The sequence below is a fragment of the Comamonas sp. 26 genome, from assembly GCF_002754475.1.
Classification (GTDB): Bacteria; Pseudomonadota; Gammaproteobacteria; order Burkholderiales; family Burkholderiaceae_C; genus Comamonas.
Genome location: NZ_PEFL01000001.1, coordinates 1,921,813 through 1,935,924, shown reverse-complemented (window position 1 = coordinate 1,935,924; position 14,112 = coordinate 1,921,813). Strand labels below are relative to the sequence as shown.

Annotated in this window: 12 protein-coding genes and 1 pseudogene; 4 read left to right on the top strand and 9 right to left on the bottom strand. The window is 54.5% G+C overall.

Annotation, left to right across the window (positions count from 1 at the left end; genetic code table 11):
• Positions 1-29 precede the first annotated feature (29 nt).
• Entirely contained in the window at positions 30-476 is a 447-nt protein-coding gene (cadR, locus tag CLU84_RS08965) for a Cd(II)/Pb(II)-responsive transcriptional regulator (protein ID WP_099736886.1), read from the top strand.
• A gap of 79 nt (positions 477-555) precedes the next feature.
• On the opposite strand, the gene CLU84_RS08960 is transcribed toward cadR, so the two are convergent.
• Positions 556-957 carry a CzcE family metal-binding protein gene (locus tag CLU84_RS08960; protein WP_099736885.1) on the bottom strand — a complete coding sequence of 134 codons (402 nt, stop codon included), beginning with the start codon at positions 955-957 and terminating at the stop codon, positions 556-558.
• Between the two features lie 251 nt (positions 958-1,208).
• Here CLU84_RS08960 and CLU84_RS22365 point away from each other — a divergent pair, with 251 nt between their 5' ends.
• Positions 1,209-2,969 carry a phosphoethanolamine transferase gene (locus CLU84_RS22365; RefSeq protein ID WP_233209983.1) on the top strand — a complete coding sequence of 587 codons (1,761 nt, stop codon included), beginning with the start codon at positions 1,209-1,211 and terminating at the stop codon, positions 2,967-2,969.
• Here the strand turns inward: CLU84_RS22365 and CLU84_RS08945 are convergent.
• Positions 2,929-3,429, bottom strand: a complete 501-nt coding sequence (locus CLU84_RS08945) for a transposase (RefSeq protein WP_012838512.1) — start codon at positions 3,427-3,429, stop codon at positions 2,929-2,931. The genes CLU84_RS22365 and CLU84_RS08945 overlap by 41 nt on opposite strands.
• 132 nt (positions 3,430-3,561) lie before the next feature.
• On the opposite strand from CLU84_RS08945, the pseudogene CLU84_RS08940 reads away from it, so the two are divergent.
• A pseudogene (locus tag CLU84_RS08940) lies at positions 3,562-4,622 on the top strand (IS110 family transposase).
• Between the two features lie 309 nt (positions 4,623-4,931).
• Here CLU84_RS08940 and CLU84_RS08935 read toward each other — a convergent pair.
• From CLU84_RS08935 to CLU84_RS08910, 6 genes are all read right to left on the bottom strand, one after another.
• A complete protein-coding gene (locus tag CLU84_RS08935; RefSeq protein WP_012838514.1) occupies positions 4,932-5,270 on the bottom strand; it encodes a copper-binding protein in 339 nt (112 codons plus the stop codon).
• Positions 5,271-5,293: 23 nt separating this feature from the next.
• Positions 5,294-8,464, bottom strand: a complete 3,171-nt coding sequence (locus CLU84_RS08930) for an efflux RND transporter permease subunit (protein WP_099736883.1) — start codon at positions 8,462-8,464, stop codon at positions 5,294-5,296.
• The gene (locus CLU84_RS08925; RefSeq protein ID WP_099736882.1) at positions 8,461-9,981 is read right to left on the bottom strand and encodes an efflux RND transporter periplasmic adaptor subunit; all 1,521 of its coding nucleotides are present in this window, start codon (positions 9,979-9,981) and stop codon (positions 8,461-8,463) included. The genes CLU84_RS08930 and CLU84_RS08925 overlap by 4 nt, the downstream gene beginning before the upstream one ends.
• Positions 9,978-11,210, bottom strand: coding sequence for a TolC family protein (locus CLU84_RS08920; protein ID WP_012838517.1), 1,233 nt, complete (start codon positions 11,208-11,210; stop codon positions 9,978-9,980). Before CLU84_RS08920 ends, CLU84_RS08925 begins: the two co-directional genes overlap by 4 nt.
• A gap of 76 nt (positions 11,211-11,286) precedes the next feature.
• Complete coding sequence (locus tag CLU84_RS08915; protein WP_099736881.1) at positions 11,287-11,670, bottom strand: hypothetical protein; 384 nt, start codon at positions 11,668-11,670, stop codon at positions 11,287-11,289.
• A 268-nt stretch (positions 11,671-11,938) separates the two neighbouring features.
• Positions 11,939-12,283 (bottom strand): DUF4148 domain-containing protein, encoded by a 345-nt coding sequence (locus tag CLU84_RS08910; protein ID WP_003055050.1) that lies wholly within the window; start codon positions 12,281-12,283, stop codon positions 11,939-11,941.
• Positions 12,284-12,611: 328 nt separating this feature from the next.
• On the opposite strand from CLU84_RS08910, the gene CLU84_RS21850 reads away from it, so the two are divergent.
• Positions 12,612-12,992 (top strand): chromate transporter, encoded by a 381-nt coding sequence (locus CLU84_RS21850; RefSeq protein ID WP_158235177.1) that lies wholly within the window; start codon positions 12,612-12,614, stop codon positions 12,990-12,992.
• Positions 12,993-13,042: 50 nt separating this feature from the next.
• Here CLU84_RS21850 and CLU84_RS08900 read toward each other — a convergent pair whose 3' ends face one another.
• Positions 13,043-14,092 (bottom strand): DMT family transporter, encoded by a 1,050-nt coding sequence (locus CLU84_RS08900; protein ID WP_059441453.1) that lies wholly within the window; start codon positions 14,090-14,092, stop codon positions 13,043-13,045.
• Between the last annotated feature and the right edge of the window lie 20 nt (positions 14,093-14,112).

Here is a 14,112-nt window from a genome sequence, read left to right as displayed (position 1 = left end):
ATAGAGTCAACTCATTTCGAACCGGGTCTATGAAGATTGGTGAACTGGCTGAGGTCGCTGGTACGGCGGTTGAGACCATTCACTTTTATGAACGCGAGAAACTGCTGCCTTCGGCTGCTACAGCTGAAAACAACTACCGTGTTTACTCGACGGACCACATAGACCAACTTGCCTTCATTCGATGCTGCCGATCGCTGAATATGACACTTGATGAAGTACGTTCTTTGCTCTCGCTACGGGAGTCATCTGCGAAGGACTGTGCGGAAGTCAATGCACTCTTGGACACACACATAGAACATGTCACTCATCGCATTCAGGAACTGAATGCTCTCCTCACTGAACTCCAGACCATTCGTGCAAGCTGCAGCGCTCCAAAGGCGCTTTCTGAATGCGGCGTTCTCTCAAGACTGGAGACAGGCTCCACGACAAGCAGCGCGTCTACTCGCCCCCAGCGCCATATCGACGGCGCGCACTAGGGAGCCATGCGCCGACCAATTGACCGAGTGGATGCGGCAGGCGCTCATCGCTTTCTATTGTGGTAAACAAGAGGAGCATTCAATGGCGCTCGAGCTCATTTTTCGCAACGTAGATCTTTAGCGTGCTACCTGCAAACGCTGCAGGTGCGATCTTTGACAGGTCGACGGGCCTATGACCCATCACATCAAATTTCCAGATGAACTGTTCCTTGCCGTTGGTGAACGCGACCGTCTCTCCACATACAAGATTGAGATATTGAGTGCTTCGTGTTGTGTCTACAACGCGTGAGACCTGAGACTCAGCACCTGCTCGTCCAAAAGTTCTGTCTGCAGTACGTGTGGTCGAGCTGGTACTTTCGAAGGACTTTGTAGTCGCGCTTTCCGATGGACCCAAGACGCCACTTTCATTTGCAGATGCAGACATTGAAACGGTGGCGCAGGACAGCACGATTGAAGCCAGAAATGCGAGATTAGTTTTCATGATAAAGATTCCTTGATCAATTACTTGAAGAACGTCTGAGTGCTTTTTTACCCAGACACATCAAATATATAGACAGGCACGTTACGCAATATAGTCTGCAACATGATACTTTTGTAATCTACAGCGTAAATTAACCTGATTACTAAAATGTAATCTGGATGTCAGATTTCTGTCGGTATTGCACACATAGAGTTCTGTGCCCCTATTTCAAATCGAATTTCGATATTTCCATTAGGGTTAATAGGATTTCTATGAGCGCACCGGCATCCGAAGATAATCTTAAATTTCACCGACAAAGAATAGGTTTGTTTTTTCAAAAAACTACCGATCGCCATAAGCTATGGGTAACTATTATTTCTCTGCTTGTGATGCAAATTGTTTTTGCATCTCTAGGATATGAAGGCAGAAAAATATTACAGATAAGCGTCCTACTTATACCGACTCTATTATTGTTACTAATTCCAATCAATAACTCTAGATTAAATCTAATTAGAGCATTTCTTGTTTGGAGTTTTGTTCTTGTATTTTTATTAGACTCAGCCGTCCGAGCGCATCTCATCTCAATTTATGCTGCTGCGCCAGATAGTACGATGGTGGTAAGTGCACTTGCTAACACAAATACATCGGAAATTGGAGGCTATATATCCACACACATCCGTGATTTCAGTGGATCCAGTATTATTTTAATAATTTCAGCGGGAATTGCCCTTTGGTTATCTCTAAAAGGATCCAGAAAAAAAACAAAGATCTCTAAAATTGAGCTGATCGCTTTATCCATCATTATCCTAATCTCAGCCGTTTCGTACATCAGTAAACCTTGGAGAAGAATTAATCCTCTGATTTTTTGGTCTAATTTATCTGAATCCTTAAAGATTACGAAAGATAGCTGGGCGTCATATGGGAAAGAGCGCGCCTTGGCACAAAGGTCGGCGAAAAGTGAGAGTCCTTCAATTGCCAGGAAAGATAAATCCACCGTGGTTCTTGTTATTTCCGAGAGTATAAATCGAGATAACATGGGAATTTATGGCTACGCAAGGAATACGACACCGATGCTTGAAAAGCTTCAGAAAGACATAGGTGATAGATTTCTAGTTATTCGTAATTCATGGTCCACGGAAGCAACTACTATTCCTGCCATCGATAGCATGATGAACTTCACAACTGGTGAAACGGATAAGAAGTTAAATATTATTGCTCTAGCGAAAGAAGCAGGATATAAGACTTGGTGGATAAGCAATCATGACGATATTGCAATTACGCAGAAGCACGCAGCTATGGCCGACGTGGCTTCCATGGAAAATAATAAGCCAGGAAGATCTAGCAATTCACTTGATGAGATTTTATTACCATCATATGAGAATGCCCTTAAAGATTCACACCCTCGGAAATTGATTGTTTTACATATGCTGGGTGCTCATCCTCATTATCGTCTGCGATACCCGGAAAAGCAGCCTATATTTACCGATGATGAAGTATCAAGAATAATGTCTGCGGCTGAACGTTCAATGTGGGTTCAGGAATTTAGAAATGACTACGATTCAGCTGTTGTTTATCAAGACAGGGTAGTTGCATCTGTCTTTGAAAAATTAAGAAGTTCCCCATCCAGTGCAGATGACTATAAGTCCATTATTTACGTATCAGATCACGGACAAGAAGTTGGACATCAAACAAATAAAGTTGGTCACAGTCCAAGTACTGCATCCGGTTATAAAATACCCACAATAATTTGGACATCGACTGGAACTGATGTTGCTTCTAAAAATATATATGATAGACCATTTAGATCTGACTGGCTCGCTTGGACCATGTCGGATTTAATGGCATTAAGATGGAATAGTTACGAGCCATCTCGAAGCATTATCAACCCAAGCTATAGCTGGGTTAGCCCAAGCTTACCTATAAAAGACCCAATAACTGGGGCGTTGTTGCACATATCAGCCCCAGGCCAGATTTCCCCAACCCCAGGCGCGGCTAGGCCACAGCCACCGTCTGCGGGCAGCCCAGTTCAGTAAACCGATTGGGGATGGCGGCTCGAATGTGCAGTTCGGCAACTTGGCGGCGACACTCTGGCCCATGCTTTTTGCACTTCCACTCGGCTTCGTCCAGGAACTTGATGCCCGTGGAGTCGACCAGTAGGCGCAGGCCGGCGGAGCTGGACCGGTAAGACTGCGTTAGCGGTTGCACAACGTGCTGAAGTCGGGAACTGGTCACAGCAGTCCAGACAACGCCAGTAGTGTCAGAACAAAGCATGTGGTCTGCCGCAAGGTCAATCCAAAGAGGTTTGATGGTCAGGCCGTACTGGATGGCCGCATCGGAGAACTTCGGGCTGTGCCCGCGTTTGCCGCTGGCAGCTGCAAACCAGCCATGCCTTTGTCCAGCCAGATGGTCGGTGAGCCCCGCGCATTGAGCGCTGCGTTGTATTGCTTCCAGTTGGTGGTGCGATAGCGGGGTTTGGACTACGGGGACTGACACATCGCACGAGGCTACCTAGCCTTAGCCGGCAATTTGAATACGAAGGACTTCCCGCCATCTTGGTCTGCTGGATACGCAGTGTCACGTTGGATCGGCAAGCCAATTTCTTCGTCATTCATCAGGAGTCGTGCCATGCAAAACATCGTCAGTGTTGGGGTAGATCTCGCAAAGAATGTGCTGCAGGCCCATGCAGTCAATGCTCAAGGGAGGATGGTCACTAACCGGGCCATCCAGCGCAGCAAGTTCTTGGCATGGTGTGCGCAATTACCTGCAGGGTGCCTGATGGTCATGGAGGCTTGCGGTGGTGCGCACCACTGGTGTTCGGCAGTTGCTGCGCATGGACTTGGATGCACGCATGATGGCAGCAGCATTGGTTGCACCCTATCGCTTGCAGGGCAAGAGCGGAAACAAAATGCCAATTATGCCGCTGCCATTTGCGAGGCAGCCAGCCGTCCTCAGATGCGCCTTGTTCCCGTTAAGACTTCAGAGCAGCAGGGCATACTATGTGTGCATCAGCCGCGCGAAGGGTCAATGAGGAACGCACAGCATGCATCAAACGTATTCGAGAAATGCTCGCCGAGTTTGGCATCGTCCTGCCGCAAAGCCCCAGAGGCTTGCGCACCTATTTGCACGATATCTTGGAAGATGCGAGCAATGACCTCGCAGGCGCAGCCCGCATTGCGCTACAGCGTGCACTCATGCATTGACAAGAGCTCGATGAACATCTTCACTGGTGTGAGCAGCGTATTACAGCTCACTGTGAAGAAGATGCCCAGGTGCAGCGAGCTGCCGCCATCAAGGGCTTGGGATCACTCACTGCATTAGCGATGGTCGGCGACTTCAAGCAGTTTAGGAAGGGTGCACAGTTTGCCGCCTGGCTTGGGTTGACGCCCAGACAGAATTCCAGCGGAGGCAAATCCAACCTCGGAGCCATCACCAAGCGAGGCGATAGTTACCTGCGCACTTTGCTGGTGTAAGGAGCCAAGGCCGTAGTGCTGACCGGCAAACACAACCTCGACCCTATCTCCCAATCGGTAATGGCCTTGAGGCCGCGCAGTGGCTGGCAAAAGGCCGCCGTGGCTTTAGCCAACAAAAATGCACGCATCCTGTGGGCGCTCATGACACAGGAGCGCACCTGTAACGCAGGCCATGCCAGCGAACGCCCTAGACCACCCATTTCTGCCGTTGCCTGAGGCAAGCACTTCAACATGCCAGACGTGAAATCAAAGATGCAATGAACAGGTTAGATCAGCAGCAGGCAAGCTCGGTTGTTGCATTGTGAGTCGCAATACGTCACGAGATTTGAATAGCACCCTGCTGCGCGGTTTGTTTCAGGGGGCGCACACCTCGTGCCTAACACCGTCTGTAGATGTGCAGTCTGTTTCTCGTTTCAAGCACCTTGATCGTCTTGGCAGTCAGGTTAGTCAAAAGTTACTGATCAGCGCTTGCGTTGACGGGAAGTCCCTGTAGTGCAACAACGCCAATGACAGTCCCTTCTTCTATCAATGGTTCGGTTTCAATTCCGTGACCATAGCTTTGCCATTGATCGACTCTGCTTGGAACTTCACCTTATCGCCAACCTTTAAGCCGTCGAGCATCTTCTTATCGGATACCTCGAAGCCCATGGTCATGGCCGGCATCGCCAGGTTCGGAATATCTCCGTGACGCAGGACGACAAGGTTCTTTTGGATGTCAACCTTGCGGACTTCACCATCAACTAAGGGCATGGTGGAAGCTGATGCACTTGCAGCTGGCTTCATTGGCATTTTCATGTCCTGAGCATGGACTGTTGTGAACGCTGCACATGTGAGGGCTGCGGCAAGTAAGTGAGTTGTTTTCATGGGTCTTTCTTTCTAAAAAATGGTTATGAAGCCTCGACTGAGGACGCTTTTAGGTTCGGAGAGTGGTGTTTAGTGATGGGGCGCTTCCGATGGATCAAGTACCAGGCAGCGGGGATGACAAGCATGCTCAATAGCGGGGCCGTGACCATCCCGCCGACCATGGGAGCAGCGATGCGGGTCATGACTTCAGAGCCGGTGCCATGTCCGATCAGGATGGGCAATAAGCCCGCCATAACCACGGCAACAGTCATGGCCTTTGGCCGCACGCGCATCACTGCGCCCTCGCGAATGGCAGCCAGCAACGTCTCCTCATTGTCTGGCTCGCCCGCGGCCAGATGCTGTTTCCATGCGTTCTGCAGGTAGACCAGCATCACGACGCCAAACTCCGCGGCAACGCCGGCCAGAGCAATGAATCCCACAGCGGAGGCGACTGACACAGCGTGGCCAAGTGCCCAGATGAACCAAAAGCCTCCCACCAACGAAAACGGTACTGCAGCCATGACCAATGCAGCGTCACTTGCGCTACGAAACAGTAAGTAGAGAAGCATGAAGATGACGGCCAATGTGAGTGGCACGACGACTGTCATGCGCTCTGTGGCACGCTCTAGATACTCGAACTGACCGGACCAAGACAATGAATAGCCAGCAGGCATGGTCACCTGTTTTCCGACTAAAGCTTGCATGTCGTGAACGACGGAGCGCAGGTCCCGGCCACGCACGTCCACATAGACCCAGCCCGAAAGCCGTGCGTTCTCACTGCGGATCATCGGAGGTCCTTCCGTGACGGCGATTCTCGCCACATCCTGCAGGAGGACGGTCGCCCCCTTGTCAGTCACGAAAGGTAGCTTGCGCAGGCGTTCCAGCGAATCACGGATTTCGCGTGGGTAGCGTACGTTCACTGGGAAGCGCTCTCGCCCCTGAATAACTTCCCCTACATTCTCACCGCCGATGGCGGTGGATATGACCGCCTGCACGTCAGCCACAGAAAGGCCGAACCGTGCCGCGGCGTGTCGGTCTACATCCACGTCAATGTACCGGCCTCCAGTCAAGCGCTCTGCCAAGGCAGAAGCAACACCAGGCACGCCGCGCACGGCGGACTCAATCTGTGCCGCGAGCTTGTCGATGGTGGCGAGGTCCGGTCCGGCGACCTTGATGCCGACGGGACTCTTAATGCCGGTGGCCAGCATGTCGATACGGTTGCGGATCGGTGGCACCCACACGTTTGATAGACCCGGAACCTTGACCACCCGGTCCAGTTCTTCAACCAACTTCTCCGGGGTCATACCAGGACGCCATTGCTCACGTGGCTTGAACTGGATCGTGGTCTCGAACATCTCCAGCGGCGCAGGATCGGTCGCAGTATCTGCTCGTCCTGCCTTGCCGAACACACGCTGAACCTCGGGCACTGTCTTGATAAGCCGGTCTGTCTGTTGCAACAACTCTGCGGCCTTTGAGACCGAAATACCAGGTAACGCCGAGGGCATGTACAACAGATCGCCTTCGTCCAGCGGCGGCATGAACTCACCGCCCAGCCGCATGACCGGAATTGCGGTGATAGCCAGGGCCAATGCCGCTGCCAGCAGCGTTGCTTTAGGGAAGCGCAAGACTAGTTCGAGAGCGGGTCGGTAGAGAGCAATCAGGCCGCGATTGATCGGGTTCGCAGTTTCCTTAGGTATGCGCCCGCGAATGAGGTATCCCATCAGCACCGGAACCAGCGTTATCGAGAGGCCCGCAGCAGCAGCCATCGCGTAGGTCTTGGTGAAGGCTAGCGGCGAGAACAGCCGTCCTTCTTGGGCCTCCAGTGTGAACACGGGCAGGAATGACAGGGTGATGACCAGCAACGAAAAGAACAGCGCTGGGCCAACCTCCACGGCCGATTGAGCAATCAGTTCCCAGCGCTCGGCCACGGACGGCGTGCGTCCATGTCGTTCTTCAAAGTGCTCCAGATGCTTGTGCGCAGCTTCGACCAAGACCACGGAGGCGTCGACCATGGCTCCTAGAGCAATGGCCACACCGCCCAGCGAGAGAATGTTCGCGCTCACGCCTTGCCAGTGCATCACGCCGAAAGCCGCTAGCACCCCAATAGGCAGCGTTACAACGGCCACCAGCGCGGAGCGCAGGTGGAATAGGAAGATGGCACAGACTACGGCGACGACGGCGAACTCCTCCAGGAGCTTGACACGCAGGTTGTCGACCGCACGATCAATGAGCTGGGAGCGGTCATAGGTTTCCACCACCTCAACGCCTTTGGGCAGACTGGGCTTTAGCGTCTCCAGCTTGGTTTTAACGGCTTCGATGGTGGCACGGGCATTCTTGCCGGAGCGCATGACCACCACGCCGCCCGTGACTTCACCCTCGCCATCCAGTTCGGCGATGCCTCGGCGCATTTCTGGGCCGATCTGGACGGTGGCCACGTCTCTCAGCAACACAGGTGTCGCTCCGCTGAGGGTGAGCGGGATAGTACGGAAGTCCTCCAATGATTGAAGGAATCCGCGCGAGCGCACCATGTACTCAGTCTCGGCCATTTCCACTACCGAACCGCCCGACGACTGATTGGCCTTCTGCAGAGCCTGCACGACCATGGACTGCGTAATGCCGAGCACTCGCATCCGGTCCGGGTCGAGCACCACCTGGTATTGGCGGACCATGCCGCCGATGCTGGCGACTTCTGCCACATCCGGAACGGTTTTCAGCTCGAATTTAAGAAACCAGTCGTTGAGGGCTCTCAGCTGTCCAATATCGTTATGGCCGCTGCGGTCGACCAGCGCGTACTCGTAGACCCAGCCCACACCTGTGGCATCCGGGCCTAGCGCGGCTGTCGCACCTACTGGTAAGCGGCTTTGCACCTGGTTCAGATACTCCACCACCCGTGACCGTGCCCAGTACGGATCGGTCTTGTCGTCGAACAGGATGTAGACGAAGGAGTCGCCAAAGAACGAATAGCCTCGGACGGTTTTAGCCCCAGGTACGCTCAACATGGTCGTGGTCAGCGGGTAGGTCACGAGGTCTTCCACCACCTGAGGTGGTTTGCCTGGATAGGTGGTGCGGACGATTACCTGCACGTCGCTCAGGTCTGGCAGTGCATCGACTGGAGTGCGAGATGCCGACCAGATGCCTGCCGCCACAAGGAACGCTGTGACGACCAACACCAAAAAGCGGTTGGCGATGGACCAACGGATAAGGGTAGCAATCACTTGGCGCCTCCGGTGGTTCCTGCGTCGCTGCCGCTTTTCTGCACGGAGACGACTTCCCAATCTAGGGGCCCGCCTTTTCGGAACTCGAAGCGCACCAGATTTCCTGGCTTCAAACCCGTGAGCGTCATCGAGTCGGCCTTGCCAAAGCTCATTGTCATGGCGGGCCACTTGAGTTTGGGTACGGGACCATGCGAGATCGTGATCCCGTCGTCATCGATGCTTTCCACCTTGCCCTCGGCGCGGTAGATACCAGGGGCTTCGGTGGTCGCAGCGGAAGAAGGCTGGGATTGATCGGCGTCCATGGCTCCCAGGGCTGACTTGAGCCGCGCTTCCGAGTCCACCAGGAATTGGCCGCTGGCAATCACTTCTTCGCCTTCGCGCAAGCCTTGCAGCACCTCCAACTGATCACCCAAGTCCTCGCCCAGCTTGATTTCCCGAGGCTCGAAGTTGCCAGACTCCTTGCGGACGATGACCAATGCACGGGTGCCGGTACGGATGACGGCTTCGGCAGGCAGGACCAGGCGTGAGGCTGGAGCGTCGCCGACCTGCAGGCGCAGCAGCAACCCGGGTATCAGTTTGCCGCTGCGGTTATCGACCTCGAATCGGGCTTGCAGGGTGCGCGTGTTGGCGTTGACCTGTGGCAGGATTTCCTTCAACTCGCCTTCGAAGGTTTGGGATGCATCGGCTTGCAGAACGGCCTTGACCTTCTGGCCACGCGTCAGACGTACGGCTTGTGCTTCCGGCACTTCAGCCACGGCCCAGACCTTCTCTAGGCCGGAGATACGGAACAACGTAAGGCCAGGTGACACCTGGGCTCCATCTCGCACACCAAGTTCCGTCACCACGCCATTTACCGGAGCCTGCAAGGTATAGCGAGCTTGGGCGACCCCGGTTTCCTCACTCTTGCGTACCAGTTCTGCGGGGATGGACATGGCGCGCATGCGCTCACGGGTTGCCGTAATAAGTTCCAGGGGCACACCTGAACGCTTGAGTGCGAGCAGTTCGTTTTGTGGCCCCAGCCACTCGGGCGCAAAAATGGTGGCCAAAGCCTGACCTTTGCGAACCTGATCCATGGGAGCGCGCACAGCCAAATGCTCGACATAGCCGGCAACACGGGTCTGAACGGCGACGCTCAGACGCTCATCGAACTGCACCGTTCCAACGGCGTCGAACGACGCGCCGATGTCGGCTCGCTTGACCGTCGCGGTCCGAATGCCAAGGTTCTGCTGCACCGTAGAACTGACTTTGACGCCCGTGTCATTGGCTTCGTCCGCATAGACGGGCACCAGTTGCATGTCCATGAATGGCGACTTGCCTGGCTTGTCAAAGCGAGGTCCCGGCACCATGGGGTCATGCCAGTAGAGGACCTTGCGCTCGCCTGTGGGAGCCTTGGATTCCGAGGCGGCTACGGCCTGGGGGGCAGCGCCTTCGGAGGTCAAGCGGCCAATAAAGAAGCCACCGGCTGCCAGCAGTACGCCTGCCGTAACCAATGAAGTGACCAGTGCTGTGCGCTTCATTGGGCACCTCCCTGAGCGATGGGTTTGAGGTTTAGTTGGGCCTGCGTACGTACCAAATCACGCTGCAGTGCGAGGAGTTTTCTCTGAGCTTCGACCTCGGCATGTCGTGCCTCAAACACGGCGGTCAGGGCCAATTGATTTGAGCGGTAGGCTGCCAGGGCGGCGGAAGTGCGCTGTCTGGCCGGAGTCACTACGGAGCCTTGGTATCTCTCGATACGCTGCTGCAGGCGCGCGGCGTCGCTAGTCAAGGTGCGGTAATCGGCCATGGCTGCGCGCATTCCCTCCGTCAGGTCAGCCTCTGCTTTGTCCACCATGGACAGCTTGGCCGAGGTTTCGCGGTCTTGGCGCTGGCTTGGTGCGATTTGGAGCGGGATGCTGACGCCGACTGAAACCAAATCGGAATAGCCAGTGCGCTGGCCGTAGGAAACTTCCCAGGTCCAGTTGGGAGAGCGCTCTTTGGCTGCGACGTTCGCATTCTGGCGAGCAATTTCGACGTCGCTTTTTAAGCCAGCGACGGCTGGATATCTCGCCACGTAGTCCCGCTCCTCGGGAACCGGGAAGGTCGGTGGCTTGTTGAGAGCGTCGGGAAGAACGCCGATCCAGCGTTGCAGACTGACCATGGCTGCAGACTGCTGTTGGCGAACCTCTTCACTTTCATCCTCTGCAATCCCTTTGGCGGATAGGAGTTGCAACGCTTCTGCGCTGTTGCCTGTGGCAGCTGCTATGCGGCTTTTTGCCGCATTCAGCTCCTCGTGCAAGTGATGTTCGGTCTGGGTGGTTAGCTTGAGTGCTTCAGTGGCGAACCAAGCATCGACATACGCCATGCTGGCCTGCAGGCGAGCCTCGGCTTCGGCAATGTCTTTTTGTACGGCGTCGCGGTCGGCTCTTGCACGAGCCGCACCTTCGCGCGCGGCTCGTTTATCGGCGGAGAGCCACTCCTGGCTGACACCGATGCGCTTCATTGTCATGGACTCACGGGTACCGCTGAAGCGGTCTGAGCCGGTAACCGGGAAATTGTCGATGCCGGCCCGCAGCATGGGGTCTGGCAGCTGACCCGCAGCCTGGATGGAATGGACAGAGCCTTGCATCGCCGCCTGGGCTGCGCGGGCTGCTTCGGAGCGTTGGACGGCCAAGCTTATTGCCTGGTCGAATGAAATCGATTCTGCAGCAGCAACGGCCGGCAGAAAGACGGCAGCCAGGGAGGCCGCTCGCAAAAAAATAGGGGACATGGAAACTCCGTGGACGAATGAGGGCATCGCCGGCGTATGGACAAGCCATGCCAGCACCAGTCAGTCGACGGAGTGATCAGACTCTGAGTCTGAGAGTAGAGAGAAAAAGAGGGTCCGGAGGCGGTCGAACCTCCAAGGTGATGGGCCAGGACACTGCAAGTGCAGCATCAAATTCGAGCACTAGCGGCAGTTCCAACACCTGCACGATGGCAGGTAATGACGCCACGGGCAGTTTGACTGCTTCGAAGGTCACATCCGGGGCATTGGTGTACTGATGACACAGAACCGGTTGCTGTTGGTCCATGCCTTCGCATGGCATGCCGGCCTCCATCCTGGCCGTCATCGCTTCAACGCTGTCCTCTTGCGGGCAGACGTAGCCCGCCAACGCCAGCTGTGCGAACAGCACCGAAAGCACCACCACGATGGCGGTGGTCAGGCGGTAAATGCGACGATGCAGCATGATTACAGGAAGTGCAGTCAATCTACCAGCCTTGGGCAGTCAACGCTACACGACATAACCGCTTTCTAGATGTCAAAGGTCTTAGAGGGGGCAGATGGCCTGCACGCATCTTATTCGTCGCCTTGGCTAAAGGAGGCTGAAGAAGCCTCCATATTGTAAACACAAGTCCCAGATGCTGAAATGTCAGTCAAGCAAAGCCAATAGGTGAATGAAATGGTTTAAGTCTTAGGCCCAGTATACGACGGTGGACCTAAGACACACTCAAGGCTTAGCGCGCCATAGATTGGAGACGGGCCTCACGCTCTGAAGGTGATTCACGCAGCAGTTCATTGATTACTTCTGCGCGTGTTTTGCTAGAGCCCACGCTAGGTACCTGGGTTGGATAGTTGCTTTCGCCGTACGACAGGCGACCCTGTTTCATCGCAGTTTCAGTTTCTGCGATGACTTGAGCTCGGGTTTTTTGGCTCACGAAATGCTCTGGATGCACGATCACGCCTCGTTCATTATTTGCCGGATGCTCGTAGCCTGCTGAGGCAATACCCGGAAGCGCTAGGACAATGGCTGCTGCAGCACTTGCCAGTGTGGAAGAGATGAAGAATCGGCTTTTAGACATGGTTGAAGCTCCTAAGAAAGTCGTTGAACACAATCTCCTGGGCCTTGATCAAGGTGAAGAGAAGATGTGTTGATCTTAGGAATCGGCGCCCAACAAAATCGGGACAGCGCGGTGACATTGTTGTCAGCTTCTTTGCAGCCTCCTTGGCTTCAGAGGTTCAACTCAGTGCGCCAGTTGAGACGAACAAAGCATGGCATGTAAATCCGTTCGAGGTGGCTCAAGCAGGATTGCGAAGTACATCTAGACATCCACGCAGCTTAAAGGTTGAGACTCGCTTCGCAACCCGGAGGTTATGCCGACCGACTATTGGAAAAATGGAATGGCATGCATGACCAACCCTGGACCTATTGTCAGTACGCCAGTGTTTAATGGCTTTCTCGTGCACGGTTTCAGAGGCGTGGTCGAGGCGGCTGCGGCGACTTTCTGCATTGCCTCTTGTTCACGTTGGTTCTATCTCCGTATTTCAAGAAATATGGAAAAAAAGCCAGGCTTCATCGCCATTGTTCGTGGGATTACTGCTGCAGCGATAGGAAAAATCATCGGTGCAGTTGCAGTCATTGCGCAGCGATCAATTACAGACGGGATCGCCGCTGCAATTTCTATCATTTCTACAGTAACTCAGTGGAAACTTCAAACAAAGCTCCCAGGGCCAGTCATCGTCGCAGCAGCTTCAGTTGTTGGCCTTGTCATCTATCAACTAGATCATTGACATCGTAAGGCGAGTGCGGTTCACGCGTGTCGGCACGCTGAATCTGCACATCAGTGTTTGTGTTCGTGCTGATGATGGAAATCTGGGAAATGCTCATGGTTGTGCGTCGTAGGCTCATGAGTGTGCAAATGTGCATGCTTACCCGTTGGCATCGACCCGTCCGCGTGGACATGCTGATGATGCTCATCATGTTCATGTTCATGACTATGTTCTAGCAACTCATGGGTGTGCTCGTGCTGATGGGTTTCAGTAAGGTGTAGCCAGACCCCGATACCCATCAAAACGCCAGCAACGAGCAATCGAGGCGATGCAGGCTCTCCCAAGAAAGCAATGGCCAGCACGGCTCCAAAAAACGGCGCGATGGAGAAATACGCCCCTGTGCGAGCTGTACCCAGATAGCGCAAGGCGATCACGAACAAGACCAAGCTCGTGCCATAGCTCAGGAAGCCAATCACCGCCCCCAAAGCCACGACTCCTGGTGACGGCCAGACTGCGCCAGTCGCCAGAGCCAACAGCAAATTGGTAGCGCCGGCAGCCAGGCCCTTCATCATTGCAATGAATGAGGCATCCGCAATCGATACCTTACGAGTCAGATTGTTGTCAATGGCCCAGGACAGACAAGCGCCGAGCACTGCAAGCGTGGGCCAGAGGCTGGCAGTGCCCGTTTGGCTTGGCCAGCTGAGCACTACCGCACCAGCAACAATTGCCACCATCCCCAAGGCGATACGGTGATCAAAGTTTTCTTTGAAAACAAACCACGCGAGAACGGCTGTCAGTACGCCCTCGGCGTTGAGCAGCAGAGATGCGTCGGTCGCAGCCATCCCAGACAAGCCTGTCATCAAAAGCAGCGGCCCCATCATGCCGCCTGCTACAACGGCTCCGGCAAGCCATCCCATCTCATGCCGCTTCAGGGCGACTGCAGGAGCTTTCGTAATCAGCCTGTAGATCAGCAAGCCGATACCAGAGCCGAGGTAGAGAATGCCTGCCATCAACCAGGGACTGGCATGCTCCAGCAGCATCTTGACTGCTGGTGTACCTGCTCCAAATAGAACTGCCGCGCCGAGTGCCGCGACAACTCCACGGTTTGCCAAAACATTCATAGCTACCTCGTCTTACCTAT

Excerpts from the sequence above, each read along its gene's own strand:
- CLU84_RS08960 (WP_099736885.1), bottom strand. The coding sequence starts at position 957 with ATGAAAACTAATCTCGCATTTCTGGCTTCAATCGTGCTGTCCTGCGCC.
- CLU84_RS08910 (WP_003055050.1), bottom strand. The coding sequence starts at position 12,283 with ATGTCTAAAAGCCGATTCTTCATCTCTTCCACACTGGCAAGTGCTGCA.
- CLU84_RS08935 (WP_012838514.1), bottom strand. The coding sequence starts at position 5,270 with ATGAAAACAACTCACTTACTTGCCGCAGCCCTCACATGTGCAGCGTTC.
- CLU84_RS08920 (WP_012838517.1), bottom strand. The coding sequence starts at position 11,210 with ATGTCCCCTATTTTTTTGCGAGCGGCCTCCCTGGCTGCCGTCTTTCTG.
- CLU84_RS22365 (WP_233209983.1), top strand. The coding sequence starts at position 1,209 with ATGAGCGCACCGGCATCCGAAGATAATCTTAAATTTCACCGACAAAGA.
- CLU84_RS08925 (WP_099736882.1), bottom strand. The coding sequence starts at position 9,981 with ATGAAGCGCACAGCACTGGTCACTTCATTGGTTACGGCAGGCGTACTG.
- CLU84_RS08900 (WP_059441453.1), bottom strand. The coding sequence starts at position 14,092 with ATGAATGTTTTGGCAAACCGTGGAGTTGTCGCGGCACTCGGCGCGGCA.
- cadR (WP_099736886.1), top strand. The coding sequence starts at position 30 with ATGAAGATTGGTGAACTGGCTGAGGTCGCTGGTACGGCGGTTGAGACC.
- CLU84_RS21850 (WP_158235177.1), top strand. The coding sequence starts at position 12,612 with ATGACCAACCCTGGACCTATTGTCAGTACGCCAGTGTTTAATGGCTTT.
- CLU84_RS08915 (WP_099736881.1), bottom strand. The coding sequence starts at position 11,670 with ATGCTGCATCGTCGCATTTACCGCCTGACCACCGCCATCGTGGTGGTG.